Raw genomic sequence first — 15,456 nt, forward strand, 5'->3', positions numbered from 1 at the left:
ATGAATCAGCGCTTCAAGGTCCTGCAGTTGCAGCCGGACTACAACGTCAAATCCCACGACTTCGCCGACCTCGCCGAGCAGATCGTCAAGGCCTTGCCGGCTGAGCGTTACGAAGTCACCGCAGCGTTCCTGCGGGGGCGCCCCGGGCCGAACGATCCGGTGAGTCGCGCCGCGCATTCGGTGTATTTCGAGTTTTCCGACAAATCCCTCAAGGGCATGCGCCTGCGGGCCATGTGGCGGTTGTATCAGTTTTGCCGCAAGGAACAGTTCGATGTGGTGATCTGCAACCGCTTCAAGCCGGTGAACATGATGCTGACCCTCAACCGCTGGTTGAAGGTGCCGTTGTGCATCGGAATTTCCCACGGTTTTGGTGAGTACGACCGGCTTTACCGCCGTCGCCAGACCCAGCGCCTGATCGACCGGCACTGGCGCTTTGTCGGTGTGTCCCCGGCCGTCAAGCAGTACCTGCTCGATTGCCAATGTGGTTTCACCGACCAGAATACCTGGGCGATCACCAACGCCATCGATATCGAACAGGCAGAGGCCTTGCAGCATTCCCGCGAGCGCTCCCGGGAGTTGCTGGGGCTGGCCCCCGATGTGCGGCTGATTGGAGCCTTGGGCCGCCTGGTGCCGGTCAAGGGTCATACCTATCTGCTGCAGGCCTTTGCTCAACTCAAGGACAAGTACCCGCAAACTCAGTTGGCAATCATTGGTGCCGGTCGTGAAGAAGCCAATCTGCGCGCTGAAATCGAGCGCCTGGGGCTGCAGGGCCGGGCTCACCTGCTGGGGTTCAAGGAGAACGCCCTGCAATACGTGCGGGCCTTCGATATCTGGACCATGCCATCGCTGGCCGAGGGGCTGGGCTTGGCTTTGCTTGAAGGCATGAGCGGGCAGTTGCCGGTGATCGCCTCGAACGTGCCGGCCATGCTGCCCCTGATTGAGGGGGCTGGCGGCCTGGCCGTGGAGCCGGCCAATGTATCGGCGCTGGTCACCGCGCTGGATGCCTATCTCGGGCTGTCCGACGAGGAACTGGCCGCCAAGGGCCAGCAGGCCTACGCCTATCTGCAGAAAGAACACGATATCGAGGTGTTCCGCGAGGAGTACCGGCAATTGATCGACTCCGGTTTGAGTCAAGCGGGCAAGAGGCAGTAATGGCAGACCAGCAACCTGTGGTGACGGTGATTATCGCCTCCTACAACCACGCGCCCTACATTGAGCAAAGCATTCTCAGTGTGCTCAATCAGACCTATCCGAACATCGAGCTGCTGGTGGTGGATGACGGCTCCAGCGATGACAGTGTCGAGCGTATCCGGCGCCTGCAGGAGCAGCATGGCTTCGACTTCCGGGTTCAGCAGAATCAGGGCCTGACCAACACTCTCAATGGTGCCATTGCACGGTCCAGGGGCAGCCTGATCGTGCCTTTCGGCTCCGACGACATCATGCTGCCCGAGCGCATTGCGACTCAGGTGGCCTACATGGATGGCAAGCCTGAGGTAGGGATCTGCGCGGGCAATATCGAGCTGATCGACAGCGACGGCAACCTGTTTCCCGAGAAGCGCCAGCGCCGTGACGTGCCGTTCCGGCGCCTGGACTTCGACGACATGTTCCTTGAGCGCAAGCCCTATCCACCGGCTCCGACCCTGATGATTCGTCGTGAGGCCCTGGAAAAGGTCGGCGGTTTCGATCCGAATATCCGTCTTGAAGACCTGCTGATCGAGTTGAAGATCACCCGGGCCGGCTATTTCATCGATGGCTTGAACGTGTTGATGGCGCGGTATCGCAAGCACGCCACCAACTCCTACAAGAACCACCGGTTCATGATCGACAACATCCTGCGTTCCTACGCCCTGTTCAGCGACCACCCGCTGTATGACGAGGTGCGCTACAAGTTCCTCAGTTCGATGTTCCTCAAAGTCTCCAATCGGGATCGCAAACTGGCACGCGAGCTGCTGGCACAGATTCCGTTCAAGGCCTGGAACAAGAAAACCTGGCGTGGATTGGGCCGCCTTTATTTTTCTCCACTGGAAAAAGACTGAAGAGACGCCGGAGCATGGGCTGGATTCAACGTTTTCTGGAGAAGCGCGCCAAGCGTGCGATCCGCAAGCTGCCGAAAATCGAGCGCGGCGTGGTGCGTTTCCAGCAGAGATATCCAGGTTACAGCATCGGGCGTGGCAGCTATGGCTTGCCCGAGGTGCATGACTGGCAGGAGGGCTCGACCCTGAGCATCGGGGCGTACTGCTCGATTGCCGAAGGGGTGCAGATATTCCTCGGTGGCCACCACCGAGCGGATTGGGTCACCACTTATCCCTTCCCGGCCATGCTGCCTCAGGCCGCGCACATCAGTGGCTACGCCGGGACCAATGGCGATGTCCGGGTGGGCAGTGATGTGTGGCTGTGTTCCAACAGCACGCTGTTATCCGGTGTGACCATTGGTCATGGTGCGATTGTCGCGGCGGGGGCGCTGGTCACCAAGGACGTCGAGCCTTATGCGGTGGTCGGTGGCAACCCGGCGCGTTTCCTGCGCTGGCGCTTTCCCGAGGAGCAGCGCCAGCAACTCTTGCAGAGTGCCTGGTGGGACTGGCCGGAGGCTGAGTTGCACGGGTTGGCCGACAAGCTCTGCAGCGATGATATTGACGGCTTCCTGGCCTACGCCCGGCAGCGCTCAGCCTGACCGCCCGCTGTTTAATCCCTTCCGAACCTGTTCCAGGCAGCTCTGTGTAGCTGTCATGGAACAGGTGCGTGCGCAGGGATCAGCGAGCCACCTGGTGCAGGTCATTCGCCGGTAGCTGCTTCAACAGTCCGGTGGCCAGGGGCATCGAGGTGCCCAGTGCGTAACCGGCCTGCAGTGCGTCCAGGTGCTCCAGGAACAGCCAGCCACAATCCTCGGCATAGCGCTGCATATGGCGCACATTGCGTTGGCGCAGCGATTTTCTCAGTGATGAGGGGTAGACCCGCAGGTCTGCAAGATCGATCAGCCCGAACTCGCCATTTTCCAGTACCAGCACATTGGCCAGGTGCAGTGAGCGGAAATACACCCCTTGCTCATGCAGATTGGCCATGAAGGCGCCAAAGCGCTTGATCAACTTGGAACGCTCGTCGCCAGAGCTGGCCAATTGCAGGCTCTGGCGCAGAGTCTGGCCGGGTAGCGGTTGGTAGCGGACGGCGTTGCTGCCGTCGGCAAGACGATACAGTCCGAGGATTTTCGGGGTGGTGATGCCCAGCTCGCGCAGTTGCTCGCTATTGGTGGCAAACCGCGCGGAGTAGGGGTTGAACCCTCCGGAGGTGTACCAGCGGCGAGGGCGAAACAGCTTGAGGAAGCTGCCGTCGTCAAGACGCAGGACCTTGGGGCCCAGGCCGTCGGCTTCGATAACCCGGGCATTGGCCATCAGCTTGTCGGCGTCGGCCTGGGTGAGCGACTCGACCCTGTGGCTGGGTGAGCGTCGCGCACGTTGGCTGATACACAGGGCAGCGATCAGGGCCAGGGGAATCCACAGCAGGAACCAGTGCTCTTTGGGGCGAGAGAGAATCCCGCCGCCTTCGGTCAGGCCTGCGCCAATGCCGAACATCAGCCAGGTCGAGGCCAGGATCAGTAGTGGTTCGGCCCGCAGTTGCCAGCTTTTGAACAGGGCCCAGGCCTGCATGAACAGCCACGGCAGAAGGCCGATGATGCCCACATAGTAGAGCACGCCCAGGGCGAAGTTATGGGGCTCTTGCAGCAGGAAACCGATGCCGGGGTCCAGGGACAGACTGGCGTTGTAGCCGTGGCCGATCCATGGGTGGTTGGCAATCTGTTCCAGGGCCAGGCGCCAGAGATCGAAACGCGAAGAGCTGCCCCGTTCCAGAAGCATCTGCGAGAACAGCGCAACGACGGCTATACCGCCTGCCAGCATGCCGCCCAGCAGCATCAGCGAACGACGGTTCCAACTAATGAAGCTCAGCCACAGTGCCGCCAGGGTCAATGCCACCAGAGGCGTTCTGGAGCCCGTGGCGATCAGTGCGGCGACCATGATGACCAGCGCCGGAACGCTCAGCCAGAGTATCTGGTAACGACGGCAGTTCATGCTCAGGCACAGCCAGTAGACACAGAAGAACCCAAAGACATGGGAGCTCAGCAATGGGTTGTCAAAGGCGCCCGCACCGATCATGCGCAGTTCGGGGGTGTGGTATCGAACGAAGACGTACAGGTTGAAGATCGAGGCGATGAGAGCAACGATCGCAGCACAAAAGACCAGCGGCTGTAGCACCTCGCCGCGGTAGCGAACCAGTAGCATGCAGCCGGCGAACAGCATCAGGGTGTGCAGAGGCGTCTTGATTTCCCCCAGCACGCTGTCCACCGGAGGGCTCCAGGCCAGGCTGACAATGGCCCAGGTGCAGAACAGCAACATGGCGATGAAGACAGGTTCGCGCAGAAGGGTTTTCAGTTCGCTGGGGCGAGTACACAGCGCGATCAGCGTCGGGATGCTGAACAGTCCGTAGTACAGCTTGTGCAATCCACTGCGCCCCGGAAGGAAGAACATCGCACAGAGAAGCAGTAGATAACCGATCGGCAGAATCCACAGGCAAATGAAATCGAATACTCGATTGGCCGTGTTGTGAAGGGCATTGGGTTGCATGCTTGAACGTTCATCCCGGAAGTTAAGCTGGCAATCATAACGACTTATGGCTGGCGATGTCGTTGGTCAGCTGAACAATCTCGGGCCTATGGGAGTGCCAGTACCGCGAACAAGCTGTGCTAAAGTCAGCCTCCTTTTTGACGACATTCGCGTGATATGACCGACTCCAGTCCTGACGCAAGCCCCTCGAGCTTGAAAATCTACTTCCGTCTGCTCGGCTATGTGCGGCCCTATATTGGTCTGTTTCTCATCAGCATCGTCGGGTTTCTGATCTTCGCTTCGACTCAGCCCATGCTCGGCTACATCCTCAAGTATTTCGTCGACGGCCTGTCCAACCCTCAGGCGGTGCTGTTTCCCGGTGTGCCTTATCTGCGCGACATGCAGTTGCTCCAAGCGGTGCCGCTGCTGATCGTGCTGATCGCTGCCTGGCAAGGCCTGGGCTCCTACCTGGGCAACTACTTCCTGGCCAAGGTATCCCTGGGGCTGGTGCACGATTTGCGGGTGCAACTGTTCAACAACCTGTTGACCCTGCCCAACCGTTACTTCGACAAGCACAACTCCGGGCACCTGATCTCGCGTATCACCTTCAACGTGACCATGGTCACGGGGGCGGCGACGGACGCGATCAAGGTGGTGATCCGCGAAGGCATGACCGTGATCTTCCTGTTCGGCTCGCTGTTGTGGATGAACTGGCGCCTGACCCTGGTGATGATCGCCATCCTGCCGCTGATCGCGGTCATGGTCCGCACCGCCAGCAAGAAATTCCGCAAGCAGAGCAAGAAGATCCAGGTGGCCATGGGTGATGTGACCCATGTTGCCTCGGAAACCATCCAGGGCTATCGCGTGGTTCGCAGCTTTGGCGGCGAGACCTATGAGCAGCAGCGTTTTCTTGCGGCCAGCCAGGGCAACACTGACAAGCAACTGCGCATGACCCGTACCGGCGCCATCTACACCCCACTGTTGCAACTGGTGATCTACAGCGCCATGGCGGTGCTGATGTTTCTGGTGCTGTATCTGCGCGGTGATGCTTCTGCCGGTGAAATGGTGGCCTATATCACCATGGCCGGTCTGCTGCCCAAGCCGATTCGCCAGCTGTCCGAAGTCAGCTCAACGATCCAGAAAGGCGTGGCGGGTGCGGAGAGCATCTTCGAGCAGTTGGACGTCGAGCCAGAGGTCGATCGCGGCACCGTCGAGCGCGCCAGCATCAATGGGCACCTGGAGGTGCGCAACCTGAGTTTCACCTACCCGGCAACCGAACGGCAGGTGCTCGATGACATCAGCTTCAGTATCGAGCCCGGGAAAATGGTGGCGCTGGTGGGGCGTTCCGGCAGTGGCAAGTCGACTCTGGCCAACCTGATTCCGCGGTTCTACCACCACGACAAGGGCCAGATTCTTCTGGATGGCACCGAGGTCGAAGACTTCCGCCTGCTGAACCTGCGTCGGCATATTGCTCAGGTTACCCAGCACGTCACCCTGTTCAGTGACACCGTGGCCAACAACATTGCCTACGGTGACCTGGCCGGTGCGCCGCGTGAGGACATCGAGAAGGCCGCCGCCGATGCCTATGCCATGGACTTCATTGCCCAGTTGCCCGAAGGCCTGGATACCCAGGTAGGGGAGAACGGCGTACTGCTTTCAGGTGGCCAGCGCCAGCGCCTGGCGATTGCCCGGGCCTTGCTGAAGAACGCCCCGCTGCTGATTCTCGACGAGGCCACTTCGGCCCTGGATACCGAATCCGAGCGGCACATCCAGGCCGCCCTGGACAAGGTCATGAAGGGCCGCACCACCCTGGTGATTGCCCACCGCCTGTCGACCATCGAGAAAGCCGACCTGATCCTGGTCATGGACCAGGGGCGGATTGTCGAGCGCGGCAGCCATGCCCAGTTGCTGGCACAGAACGGCTACTACTCGCGGTTGCATGCCATGGGCCTGGAAGAGCCCGCGCCCAGCGGAATCGCCTGACCTGTTCCGGGGAGCGAGCCGGCTCGCTCCCCGGGGCCTTGGTGTGCAAGGCACCTTGGCATCATTTGTAGCCGCTTCCTTACAGTCTTGACCAAGCCTAAATAATTCTGCGTTTCCCGCTTGTTATGGTTCCCGCCTGAATCTTTGAACAGATCGAGGGGGCCATCCCTCTCGCGTGGGTAGCAGAATGTTGCAACGCTTTGTGTGGAAGTTATTACCCAAGACCCAGCGCAATTTCCTGCTTGGGCGCCTGTCGGTGGTGGATCGCCAAGTGGTGAACAAGTCCATGTCGGCCAATGTGCGCTTTCCTGATGCCTTCTCCCGGCACTCCTGCCTGTTCATTCATGTCCCCAAGTGCGCGGGCAGCAGCATCTGTTCGGCATTGTTCGACGGTTGGATGCCCGGGCACCTGCCGTTGTACTGGTACGAGCAGCAGTTTCCCCAGGCCTTTTCCAGCAGCTTCAAGTTTGCTTTCGTGCGCGACCCCCTGGAGCGCGCCTACTCGGCCTACGCTTTCCTGCGGGGCAATCGCCTCGGCCGACGGGACCAGGCAGCCCAGGCGCTGGTAGGGCATTACCGCGACTTCGATGACTTTATCGGCCGCTGGCTGCACCCGGAAACCATCCACAAGCAGATGCACTTTGCTGCCCAGAGCGATTTTCTCACCGATTCCCTGGGCCGCCTGGCCCTGGATTTCGTCGGCTATCAGGAGCACCTGCAGCGAGATTTCCAACTGCTGTGCGAGCAGTTGCAGGTCCAGACCCGACTGCCCCATGTCAACAGCACCCAGCAGCGCCATAGCACCCCCGTCAGGGATATCTGTTCGGTACGCACCCGGCGCCTGGTGCGCCGGGTCTATCAACGCGACTACGAGATGCTCGGTTATGAATAAGCTTGCCTGTGTACCGCTGGAGTGCCCGCAAATCCGTCCCTACAGCCTGTCGTTGTCCACCGAGGCCCGGGCCGCTCTCAAGCAGCAGCAACCCTGCTGTCTTTGGCTGACCGGATTGTCGGGGGCCGGCAAGTCGACCCTGGCCAATCTGTTGGAGCTGCGGCTCAACGAGTTGGGTATGCACACCTTCGTCCTCGACGGTGACAACGTTCGCGGTGGCCTGTGCAGTGACCTGGGAATGGGGGCCGAGGCGCGCAAGGAGAATATCCGCCGCATGGCCGAGGTGGCGCGGTTGATGGTGGACGCCGGCCTGCTGGTCATAGTGTCGGCGATCTCGCCGTTTCGCGCCGAGCGCGATGCCGCCCGCGCGCTGTTCGGCCCGGGGGAATTCATCGAGGTGTACGTCAGTACACCTTTTGACACCTGTGCCCGGCGTGACCCCAAAGGGTTGTACCAGGCTGCGCTGGAGGGGCGGATCAAGGACTTCACCGGGCTCGACAGCCCCTATGAAGCGCCGTTGCAGGCCGATTGCGAGATCGACACGGCGACCGTGGCACTGCCGGAGGCGATCCGCCGCCTGCTGCAACTGCTGCCCCGTAAATAAGCGGCAAGAATTCTTCGTCGGCCCCATTCAAGGCATAGAACTAGGCGGCGCCAACCCTGTGTTAATATCGCGCCCCTGTTCATTTTGTATGTGGGATGCTCCATGAAGTTGTCCATGCCGCGATTCGATCAAGCCCCCGTCTTGGTGGTCGGCGATGTCATGCTCGACCGTTACTGGCATGGTGGTACCTCACGGATTTCCCCTGAGGCGCCAGTGCCGGTGGTCAAGGTCGAGCAAATCGAGGATCGCCCCGGCGGTGCCGCCAACGTTGCCCTGAACATCGCTGCCCTCGGCGCGCCGGCCTCCCTGGTGGGCGTGACCGGCGACGATGAAGCCGCCGACAGCCTGGCCAACAGCCTGCAAGGCGCGGGCGTGCGTGCGCTGTTCCAGCGCATCAAGCACCAGCCGACCATCGTCAAGCTGCGGGTCATGAGCCGTCACCAGCAGTTGTTGCGTATCGATTTCGAAGAACCCTTCGCCACCGACGCCCTGGCCCTGGCGGCCGAGGTCGATGCCCTGCTCGACGGGATCAAGGTGCTGGTGTTGTCCGACTACGGCAAGGGCGCGCTGCGCAATCACCAAGTGCTGATCGCCGCTGCGCGGGCCCGGGGCATTCCGGTGCTGGCGGACCCCAAGGGCAAGGATTTCTCCATCTACCGCGGCGCCAGCCTGATCACGCCGAACCTCAGCGAGTTCGAGACCATCGTCGGCGGCTGCGCCGACGAGCACGAACTGGTGAGCAAGGGCGCGCAGTTGATGCATGACCTGGAGCTGGGGGCGCTGCTGGTGACCCGTGGCGAACATGGCATGACCCTGTTGCGCCCCGACCACCCGGCCATGCACTTGCCAGCCCGGGCCCGGGAAGTGTTCGACGTTACCGGTGCCGGGGATACGGTGATCTCCACCCTGGCGGCCGCCATTGCCGCCGGCGAAGAGCTGCCCCACGCAGTGGGCCTGGCCAATCTGGCGGCCGGCATCGTGGTTGGCAAGCTGGGTACCGCCGCCATCAGTGCTCCCGAACTGCGCCGGGCGATCCAGCGCGAGGAAGGCTCCGAGCGCGGGGTGCTGAGCCTCGACCAGTTGTTGCTGGCCATCGATGATGCCCGAGCCCACAACGAGAAGATCGTCTTCACCAACGGCTGCTTTGACATCCTGCATGCCGGGCACGTGACCTACCTGGAACAGGCGCGAGCCCAGGGCGACCGGTTGATCGTGGCGATCAACGATGACGCTTCGGTCAGCCGCCTCAAGGGCCCTGGCCGTCCGATCAACAGTGTCGACCGGCGCATGGCGGTGCTGGCGGGGCTGGGGGCGGTGGACTGGGTGATCAGTTTCCCCGAAGGCACCCCGGAAAACCTCCTGTCCCAGGTTCGGCCGGACGTGCTGGTGAAGGGCGGTGACTATTCCATCGACCAGGTTGTAGGTGCCGATATAGTCGGTGCCTATGGCGGCACCGTTAAGGTGCTGGGGCTTGTGGAAAACAGCTCGACCACGGCTATCGTCGAGAAGATCCGCAAGACCGACAAGGCCGAGTAACGGCCTTGCGGTCCGCAAAAAAGGCGCCTGTTGCAGGCGCCTTTTTTTGCCTCAGCCCTGGCGCCGGGCGTTGCCGGGGACGATCTTGCGCAGGATCTGCCGGGCCCGGCCGGTCAGCCGCGATAGCTTCGACGCCTTTTGCGGTGGCTCCAGGCCCCGCTGCCTGAGCCAGTCCTTCCAGCGAATCCGCTCGTCACTCACCACCCAGCCTTCCTGCTGGGCGAAGCTTTCCGCCAGGTACAGGCCGCGGGTGCTGGCCGGATGCAACTGGTCTTTCTTCAGGGTGTAGAGCTCGGCGCAGGGCTCGCCGTTGTCCAGGGGCATCAGGTACAGGTCCGGGCGCTTGCGGTCCAGCCGTGCCACCAGTTGGTCGCCCTCCAGGCGCTCGTCGACGTGGAACAGGCTGAGGGACTTGGCTTCCCTCGGCACGTCCAGGCGCAGGTCGTAGATCAACTGCAGTGAGGCGGTGGGCAGGTGCACATAGGCCCGGGGACGCTCCAGCAACTGCAAATTGCCACAGCGCACCGGCAGCGCCGCCCCAGACAGCGGGGTCAGGCGAAAGGGCAGGGCCTCGCGATAGTGCAGGGCGCCGGCATAGGGTGCAGGCAGCCAGGTGTCGTTGAAGCGCCCACCGAGCCAGCCTTCGGGGGTTTCCAGCAGGCATTCCTCGGCAATTTCCTGGATCGCGGTATGCAGTGGCAGGTTGAGCTCGTGAGCCGGGACATAGCCGGAAATCAGCTTGAGCACTACATCGCCGCGATCCTGGCGGCGCTGGCGCACCAACACCCAGTAGTCGCGGTTCTGCCAGTGCAGGGTCAGGCGCACCGAGACCCCGAGGTTGGCCAGCTCCAGGGCGAAGCGCTGATTGTCGGCCACCGTCACCGCGCGTCGACGCTGCAGGGTCTGGGCGAAGTTCAGCGGCATTCCGACGCTCTGGTAGCTCAAGCCTTCGGGAGTCGCTTCGACGAACAGGGGCAGGGTCTTGAAGTTGCTGGGGTTCTTTCTAATGAGCGGTCGCGACATCTCGGCTCCTTCTTGCGTCGGGGTCGGCCGCGTCGGCGGCATCAGTTCTTGCCAAGGACCTGCGCCACAGTCGACACGTTATGGGCCAGGTGCAAGGGATTGATGGTCCCGACAATAGCACTGGCGACACCGGGCCGGTCAAACAGCAGCTCGAAGCTGGCCCGCACCGGATCGATGCCCGGGCTCAGGCAGACGTGGCCGCTGGCAAGCGCCTTTTTCACCAGGATGCCCTTGTGGTGAGCGGTAGCGTAGTCAATGACTGCCCGCTCGGCCTGTTCGTTCAGATTGTAGGTAACCATGGCGCAATCGCCTTGCTCCAGGGCCTTCAGGCCGCCGTCTACGGTCTTGCCGGAGAAGCCGAAGCCACGGATCTTGCCCTCCTGCTTGAGCTGCGCCAGGGCCTGGTAGACCTCGCACTGCTCGAGGATCGCCAGGTCGTTGCCGTCGGAATGCACCAGCACCAGGTCGATGAAGTCGGTTTCCAGGCGTTGCAGGCTGCGCTCCACGGACATCCGGGTATGGGCCGCGCTGAAATCGTGCCGCGACAGGCCATCGGCGAACTCTTCGCCGACCTTGCTGACAATCACCCATTCCTGGCGCTGGCCGCGCAGTAGCGGGCCCAGGCGCTCTTCGCTGCGGCCGTAGGCCGGAGCGGTGTCGATCAGGTTGATGCCCAGATCGCGGGTCAGCTTGAGCAGCATGCGGGCCTCCTGGTCGTCGGGGATCTGGAAGCCGTTGGGGTATTTCACGCCCTGGTCGCGGCCCAGTTTCACCGTGCCCAGACCCAGGGGCGACACCAGCAGGCCGGTGCTGCCCAAGGGGCGATGCAGATCGTGCAGGGTTGGCTGGCTCATGGCAGCAGTTGCTCCCAGGCTGGTTGCGCCAGGGGCGGCTTGGGCAGTTCGGGCAGGGCCTGGGCGGCGGCGGGGCGAATGCCGTCGCGCTCCAAGGCAGCCAGGACCCGGTCGGCGAAGTCCGGTGCCAGGGCCAGCTTGGTCGGCCAGCCCACCAGCAGGCGATCCTGCTCGGCGAGGAAGGCGTTGTCCGGGCGGGCCAGGCCCGACTGTGCCGGTTCGGCGCGGTCGACCCGCAGGGTGGCCCATTGCGCCTGGCTCAGGTCGATCCAGGGCAGCAGTTGCCCCAGTTCCTTCTGGGCTGCGGCAATCTGCGCTGCCGGTTCCCGGGCCACGCCCTCGGCTTCGGCAATATCGCCCCCCAGGTACCAGACCCACTGGCCGTCGGCGGCCGGGTGAGTGGTGACGGTGATCCGTGGTTTTGGCCCGCCGCCCAGGCAGTGGGCGTACAGCGGTTTCAGGCTCGGGCCCTTGACCAGCACCATGTGCAATGGTCGCAGTTGCATGGCGGGCTGGCTCAGGCCGGCCGCTTGCAGCAGCTCGGCATTGCCGGCTCCGGCGCTGAGGACAATGCGTTGCGCGCGGATTTCCCGGCCGTCGACCCGCAGGCCCAGCAGTTGGCCGTTCTCCAGCAGGGGCTCGATCTTCTGCCCGGCCAGCAGGCTGTCTCCCGCCAGGTGCGCGAGGCGCTCGATCAGGCTCGGCACATCCACTACCAGTTCGGCGAGGCGGTAAACCTTGCCCTTGAAACGCTTGTCCTGCAGGGCCGGGGGCAGTTGCTCGCCCTTGACCTGATCGACCCGCCCGCGTACCGCCTTGCTGGCGAAGAAGCTGGTGAGGTTGCCGGCCAGAGTGCCGGGGGACCAGAGGTAGTGGGCCTCGGACAGCAGGCGCACGCCGGACAGGTCCAGCTCGCCATTGCCCGCCAGGGCTTCGCGCCAGCGCCGTGGCATGTCGGCAATGGCCTCGGAGGCGCCAGTGAGGGCGCCGTGCAGGGCGTATTTGGCGCCGCCGTGGATGATCCCCTGGGATTTCACGCTCTGTCCGCCGCCGAGGCTGGCGCTTTCCACCAGCACGGTGGAAAAACCCAGGCGTTGCAGGCGAGCGTTGAGCCAGAGACCGGCGACGCCTGCGCCGACAATCAGCACATCGGTGGAAATAGCGGATGGCATGCAGCGACCTCGGTAAGTAAAACGAAGCCGCAAGTTTCAAGCCTCAGGCCTCAAGCTGCAAGCTTGGCGCTCACTCTGGCCGCTTGAGGCGTGTGGCGTGAGGCTGCTTTCTAGTGCCCGGCGGTTTTCGAGAACAACTGGATCACCACCACGCCGAGGACGATCAGCGCCATGCCCAGCATCGCCGGGATATCCAGCTTCTGGCCGTACAGAAACAGCGCGGCGATGCTCACCATGACGATGCCCATGCCGGCCCATACCGCGTAGGCCACGCCCACCGGCACCGTACGCACCACCAGGGTCAGCATCCAGAAGGCCACGCCGTAGCCGACGATGATCAATGCCAGGGGCAGCGGAGTGCTCAGGCCCTTGACCGCTTTCATTGAAACAGTGGCGATCACTTCCGCGCAGATGGCGATAGCCAGGTAGTAGTAAGCGTTCATGGGAGGGTTCCTCGGGGCTGGGACTGCTTTGTGAGGTCGGCATTCTAGAGAAAGTTCAGATGGGGTAAAGTCATTACCTATCTGGATGATAGATAGGTTGTGCCATGAACATGCAATGGAACCTGGAGCAGTTGCGCCTGTTTGTCGGGGTCGCCGAACTGCGTTCGTTTTCTGCCGTGGCCCGCCAGCAGCGCAAGGCGCAATCGGCCATCAGCAGTGCCATCGCCCAGCTGGAGGATGACCTGGGAGTCAGCCTGTTCGAACGCAGCAGTGGCCGCCAGCCAAGGCTGACGGAGGCGGGCAGCGCACTGTTGCAGGAAGCGCGGGAGATCCTGCGCCAGTGCGACCGCCTCAATGGCCGGGCGCTGGCCTTGATGCGCGGCCAGGAAGCGCGGTTGCGCCTGGCCCAGGACGAAGCGATGCCCTATCAGCCGGTGCTCGACAGCCTAGAGGCTTTGGCGGAACACTTTCCCAGCCTGGAGGTGCAACTGGCCAGCGGGGCCCAGGGCGACGTAGCGCGCAAACTGGTGGAGCGCCGGGCCGACCTGGGGTTGCTGTTTCATCATGAGCAGATGCCGGAAACTTTGGAGCGCCGGGCCCTGGGCAGTGTGGAGATGGTCACTGTCTGCGCCGTGGGGCATCCGCTGGCCCATGAAAAAAGGGTCAACCGCCAGTTGCTGGCGCTACACCGGCAGTTGCTCATCGCTCCGCAAGCCAGTGGCTACCCCGGTGGTGAGCAGGTCAGCCCCCAGGTCTGGCGGGCTGACAGCTTCTACGTCCTGGCCGAATGGCTGATGCGCGGGCTGGGCTGGGCCTGGCTGCCACGGCATGTGGTGCAGTACCCGGCCTATCAGAACCAGATGGTGGAGCTGGCCAGCCAATGGACGCCCCCGGCACTGGTGGTGGAACTGGCCTGGCGCCGTGACGAACCTCTGGGCCCCGCGGCGCACTGGCTGGCAGAACGTTTTGCCGTGCACCTGAAGGCGATCGGCTAAAAAACCGATAAACTCCGCCGCCATGAATAGAACTCTCTATACCGCATTGTTTTACCTGGGGCTGCCATTGGTAGCGATCCGCCTGTGGCTGCGCTCGCGCAAGGCGCCGGCTTATGCCAAGCGCATTGGCGAGCGTTTCTCTCTCGGCTTGCCGAGCATGCAACCCGGTGGCATCTGGGTGCATGCGGTGTCGGTGGGCGAGAGCATCGCTGCCGCGCCGATGATCCGGGCGCTGCTGGCGCGTTATCCACAGCTGCCGATTACCGTGACCTGCATGACTCCCACCGGCTCCGAGCGCATCCACGCGCTGTTTGCCAACGAGCCGCGGATCCAGCACTGCTACCTGCCCTACGACTTGCCTTGCGCCGCGGCGCGGTTTCTCGATCGGGTGCAGCCCAAGCTGGCGGTGATCATGGAAACCGAACTGTGGCCCAACCATATCGACCAGTGTGCCCGGCGCGGGATTCCGGTAGCCCTGGCCAATGCCCGGTTGTCCGAGCGTTCGGCCAAGGGCTATGGGCGTTTTGCTCGGCTGACCGCACCGATGCTGGCGCAGATGAGCCTGTTCGCGGTGCAGACCGAAGCCGAGGCCCAGCGTTTCCTCCGGCTTGGGGCCCGGCCAGAGACTGTGCAAGTGACCGGATCGATCAAGTTCGACCTGAGCATCGACCCGCAGTTGCTGCAGCGGGCCACTGAGCTGCGCCAGCAATGGCAGGCCATGGAGCGCCCGGTGTGGATCGCCGCGAGTACCCACGAGGGCGAAGACGCGGTGGTGCTCGATGCCCACCGGCAACTGCTGGGCAATTACCCCAATGCCTTGCTGATCCTGGTGCCGCGGCACCCGGAGCGCTTCGACTCGGTGCATGAGCTGTGCCGGCAGCAGGGTTTTGCCACGGTACGCCGTTCTGCAGCCGAGCCGGTGCTTGCCACCACCTCGGTACTGCTGGGGGACACCATGGGCGAATTGCTGTTCCTCTATGCCCTGGCCGACAGCGCCTTTGTCGGCGGCAGCCTGGTGCCCAACGGTGGGCACAACCTGCTGGAGCCGGCGGCCCTGGCCAAGCCGGTGATCAGCGGGCCGCATCTGTTCAATTTCCTGGAAATCGCCGCGATGCTGCGTGAGGCCGGAGCCTTGCAGGAAGTGGACGATGCCGAGGGGCTCGCGGTGGCGGTGCAGCGTCTGTTCGAGCTACCCCAGGATGCGCGCAAGATGGCCGATGCCGGGCTCAAGGTGCTCAAGGCCAACCAGGGCGCCTTGCAACGGCTGCTCGATGGCCTTGGCCGCCTCCTGGGCAGGCACTGATCGTCGCCTTCGGTAGCCGCTGTCGCATGGCCGTAAAAGGCCGTTACACCGCCGTGAAA

General features: G+C 63.0%; 14 protein-coding genes. 9 read left to right on the forward strand and 5 right to left on the reverse strand.

Features of this window, described 5'->3' with window-relative positions:
• The 3 genes from ABCR88_RS02700 to ABCR88_RS02710 are packed head-to-tail and all read left to right on the forward strand — an operon-like array spanning position 1 to position 2,671.
• Complete coding sequence (locus tag ABCR88_RS02700; RefSeq protein ID WP_232644019.1) at positions 1–1,152, forward strand: glycosyltransferase; 1,152 nt, start codon at positions 1–3, stop codon at positions 1,150–1,152.
• The gene (locus ABCR88_RS02705) at positions 1,152–2,036 is read left to right on the forward strand and encodes a glycosyltransferase (protein ID WP_015633916.1); all 885 of its coding nucleotides are present in this window, start codon (positions 1,152–1,154) and stop codon (positions 2,034–2,036) included. The genes ABCR88_RS02700 and ABCR88_RS02705 overlap by 1 nt, the downstream gene beginning before the upstream one ends.
• A gap of 14 nt (positions 2,037–2,050) precedes the next feature.
• Positions 2,051–2,671 (forward strand): CatB-related O-acetyltransferase, encoded by a 621-nt coding sequence (locus ABCR88_RS02710; RefSeq protein WP_011058898.1) that lies wholly within the window; start codon positions 2,051–2,053, stop codon positions 2,669–2,671.
• Positions 2,672–2,750: 79 nt separating this feature from the next.
• On the opposite strand, the gene ABCR88_RS02715 is transcribed toward ABCR88_RS02710, so the two are convergent.
• Complete coding sequence (locus tag ABCR88_RS02715) at positions 2,751–4,613, reverse strand: O-antigen ligase family protein (protein WP_041115422.1); 1,863 nt, start codon at positions 4,611–4,613, stop codon at positions 2,751–2,753.
• Between the two features lie 156 nt (positions 4,614–4,769).
• On the opposite strand from ABCR88_RS02715, the gene msbA reads away from it, so the two are divergent.
• The 4 genes from msbA to hldE all read left to right on the forward strand — a co-directional run bounded on the left by msbA (position 4,770) and on the right by hldE (position 9,607).
• The gene (gene msbA, locus ABCR88_RS02720) at positions 4,770–6,575 is read left to right on the forward strand and encodes a lipid A export permease/ATP-binding protein MsbA (RefSeq protein WP_041115424.1); all 1,806 of its coding nucleotides are present in this window, start codon (positions 4,770–4,772) and stop codon (positions 6,573–6,575) included.
• Between the two features lie 187 nt (positions 6,576–6,762).
• Positions 6,763–7,467, forward strand: coding sequence for a sulfotransferase family 2 domain-containing protein (locus ABCR88_RS02725; protein ID WP_015633918.1), 705 nt, complete (start codon positions 6,763–6,765; stop codon positions 7,465–7,467).
• Positions 7,460–8,071 (forward strand): adenylyl-sulfate kinase, encoded by a 612-nt coding sequence (cysC, locus tag ABCR88_RS02730; protein ID WP_015633919.1) that lies wholly within the window; start codon positions 7,460–7,462, stop codon positions 8,069–8,071. The genes ABCR88_RS02725 and cysC overlap by 8 nt, the downstream gene beginning before the upstream one ends.
• A gap of 102 nt (positions 8,072–8,173) precedes the next feature.
• On the forward strand, positions 8,174–9,607 hold the full coding sequence (hldE, locus tag ABCR88_RS02735; protein ID WP_011058903.1) for a bifunctional D-glycero-beta-D-manno-heptose-7-phosphate kinase/D-glycero-beta-D-manno-heptose 1-phosphate adenylyltransferase HldE: 1,434 nt from the start codon (positions 8,174–8,176) through the stop codon (positions 9,605–9,607).
• Positions 9,608–9,658: 51 nt separating this feature from the next.
• Here the strand turns inward: hldE and ABCR88_RS02740 are convergent, their stop codons facing one another.
• From ABCR88_RS02740 to ABCR88_RS02755, 4 genes are all read right to left on the reverse strand, one after another.
• On the reverse strand, positions 9,659–10,630 hold the full coding sequence (locus ABCR88_RS02740; RefSeq protein ID WP_011058904.1) for a hypothetical protein: 972 nt from the start codon (positions 10,628–10,630) through the stop codon (positions 9,659–9,661).
• A gap of 41 nt (positions 10,631–10,671) precedes the next feature.
• Entirely contained in the window at positions 10,672–11,484 is an 813-nt protein-coding gene (locus tag ABCR88_RS02745) for an aldo/keto reductase (protein WP_015633920.1), read from the reverse strand.
• Entirely contained in the window at positions 11,481–12,656 is a 1,176-nt protein-coding gene (locus ABCR88_RS02750; protein ID WP_077933258.1) for an FAD-dependent oxidoreductase, read from the reverse strand. Before ABCR88_RS02750 ends, ABCR88_RS02745 begins: the two co-directional genes overlap by 4 nt.
• Positions 12,657–12,766: 110 nt before the next feature.
• A complete protein-coding gene (locus tag ABCR88_RS02755) occupies positions 12,767–13,099 on the reverse strand; it encodes a multidrug efflux SMR transporter (RefSeq protein WP_011058907.1) in 333 nt (110 codons plus the stop codon).
• Positions 13,100–13,209: 110 nt separating this feature from the next.
• On the opposite strand from ABCR88_RS02755, the gene ABCR88_RS02760 reads away from it, so the two are divergent.
• Complete coding sequence (locus ABCR88_RS02760) at positions 13,210–14,094, forward strand: LysR family transcriptional regulator (protein WP_015633922.1); 885 nt, start codon at positions 13,210–13,212, stop codon at positions 14,092–14,094.
• 22 nt (positions 14,095–14,116) lie between these two features.
• Entirely contained in the window at positions 14,117–15,397 is a 1,281-nt protein-coding gene (gene waaA, locus ABCR88_RS02765; protein ID WP_011058909.1) for a lipid IV(A) 3-deoxy-D-manno-octulosonic acid transferase, read from the forward strand.
• Positions 15,398–15,456: the final 59 nt, after the last annotated feature.

This window comes from Pseudomonas sp. W17 (assembly GCF_040268305.1).
Classification (GTDB): Bacteria; Pseudomonadota; Gammaproteobacteria; order Pseudomonadales; family Pseudomonadaceae; genus Aquipseudomonas; species Aquipseudomonas protegens.

Bases quoted from the DNA above. Each gene is read 5' to 3' on its own strand.
- ABCR88_RS02700 (WP_232644019.1), top strand. From the start codon at position 1: ATGAATCAGCGCTTCAAGGTCCTGCAGTTGCAGCCGGACTACAACGTC.
- ABCR88_RS02705 (WP_015633916.1), top strand. From the start codon at position 1,152: ATGGCAGACCAGCAACCTGTGGTGACGGTGATTATCGCCTCCTACAAC.
- ABCR88_RS02710 (WP_011058898.1), top strand. From the start codon at position 2,051: ATGGGCTGGATTCAACGTTTTCTGGAGAAGCGCGCCAAGCGTGCGATC.
- ABCR88_RS02715 (WP_041115422.1), bottom strand. From the start codon at position 4,613: ATGCAACCCAATGCCCTTCACAACACGGCCAATCGAGTATTCGATTTC.
- msbA (WP_041115424.1), top strand. From the start codon at position 4,770: ATGACCGACTCCAGTCCTGACGCAAGCCCCTCGAGCTTGAAAATCTAC.
- ABCR88_RS02725 (WP_015633918.1), top strand. From the start codon at position 6,763: ATGTTGCAACGCTTTGTGTGGAAGTTATTACCCAAGACCCAGCGCAAT.
- cysC (WP_015633919.1), top strand. From the start codon at position 7,460: ATGAATAAGCTTGCCTGTGTACCGCTGGAGTGCCCGCAAATCCGTCCC.
- hldE (WP_011058903.1), top strand. From the start codon at position 8,174: ATGAAGTTGTCCATGCCGCGATTCGATCAAGCCCCCGTCTTGGTGGTC.
- ABCR88_RS02740 (WP_011058904.1), bottom strand. From the start codon at position 10,630: ATGTCGCGACCGCTCATTAGAAAGAACCCCAGCAACTTCAAGACCCTG.
- ABCR88_RS02745 (WP_015633920.1), bottom strand. From the start codon at position 11,484: ATGAGCCAGCCAACCCTGCACGATCTGCATCGCCCCTTGGGCAGCACC.
- ABCR88_RS02750 (WP_077933258.1), bottom strand. From the start codon at position 12,656: ATGCCATCCGCTATTTCCACCGATGTGCTGATTGTCGGCGCAGGCGTC.
- ABCR88_RS02755 (WP_011058907.1), bottom strand. From the start codon at position 13,099: ATGAACGCTTACTACTACCTGGCTATCGCCATCTGCGCGGAAGTGATC.
- ABCR88_RS02760 (WP_015633922.1), top strand. From the start codon at position 13,210: ATGCAATGGAACCTGGAGCAGTTGCGCCTGTTTGTCGGGGTCGCCGAA.
- waaA (WP_011058909.1), top strand. From the start codon at position 14,117: ATGAATAGAACTCTCTATACCGCATTGTTTTACCTGGGGCTGCCATTG.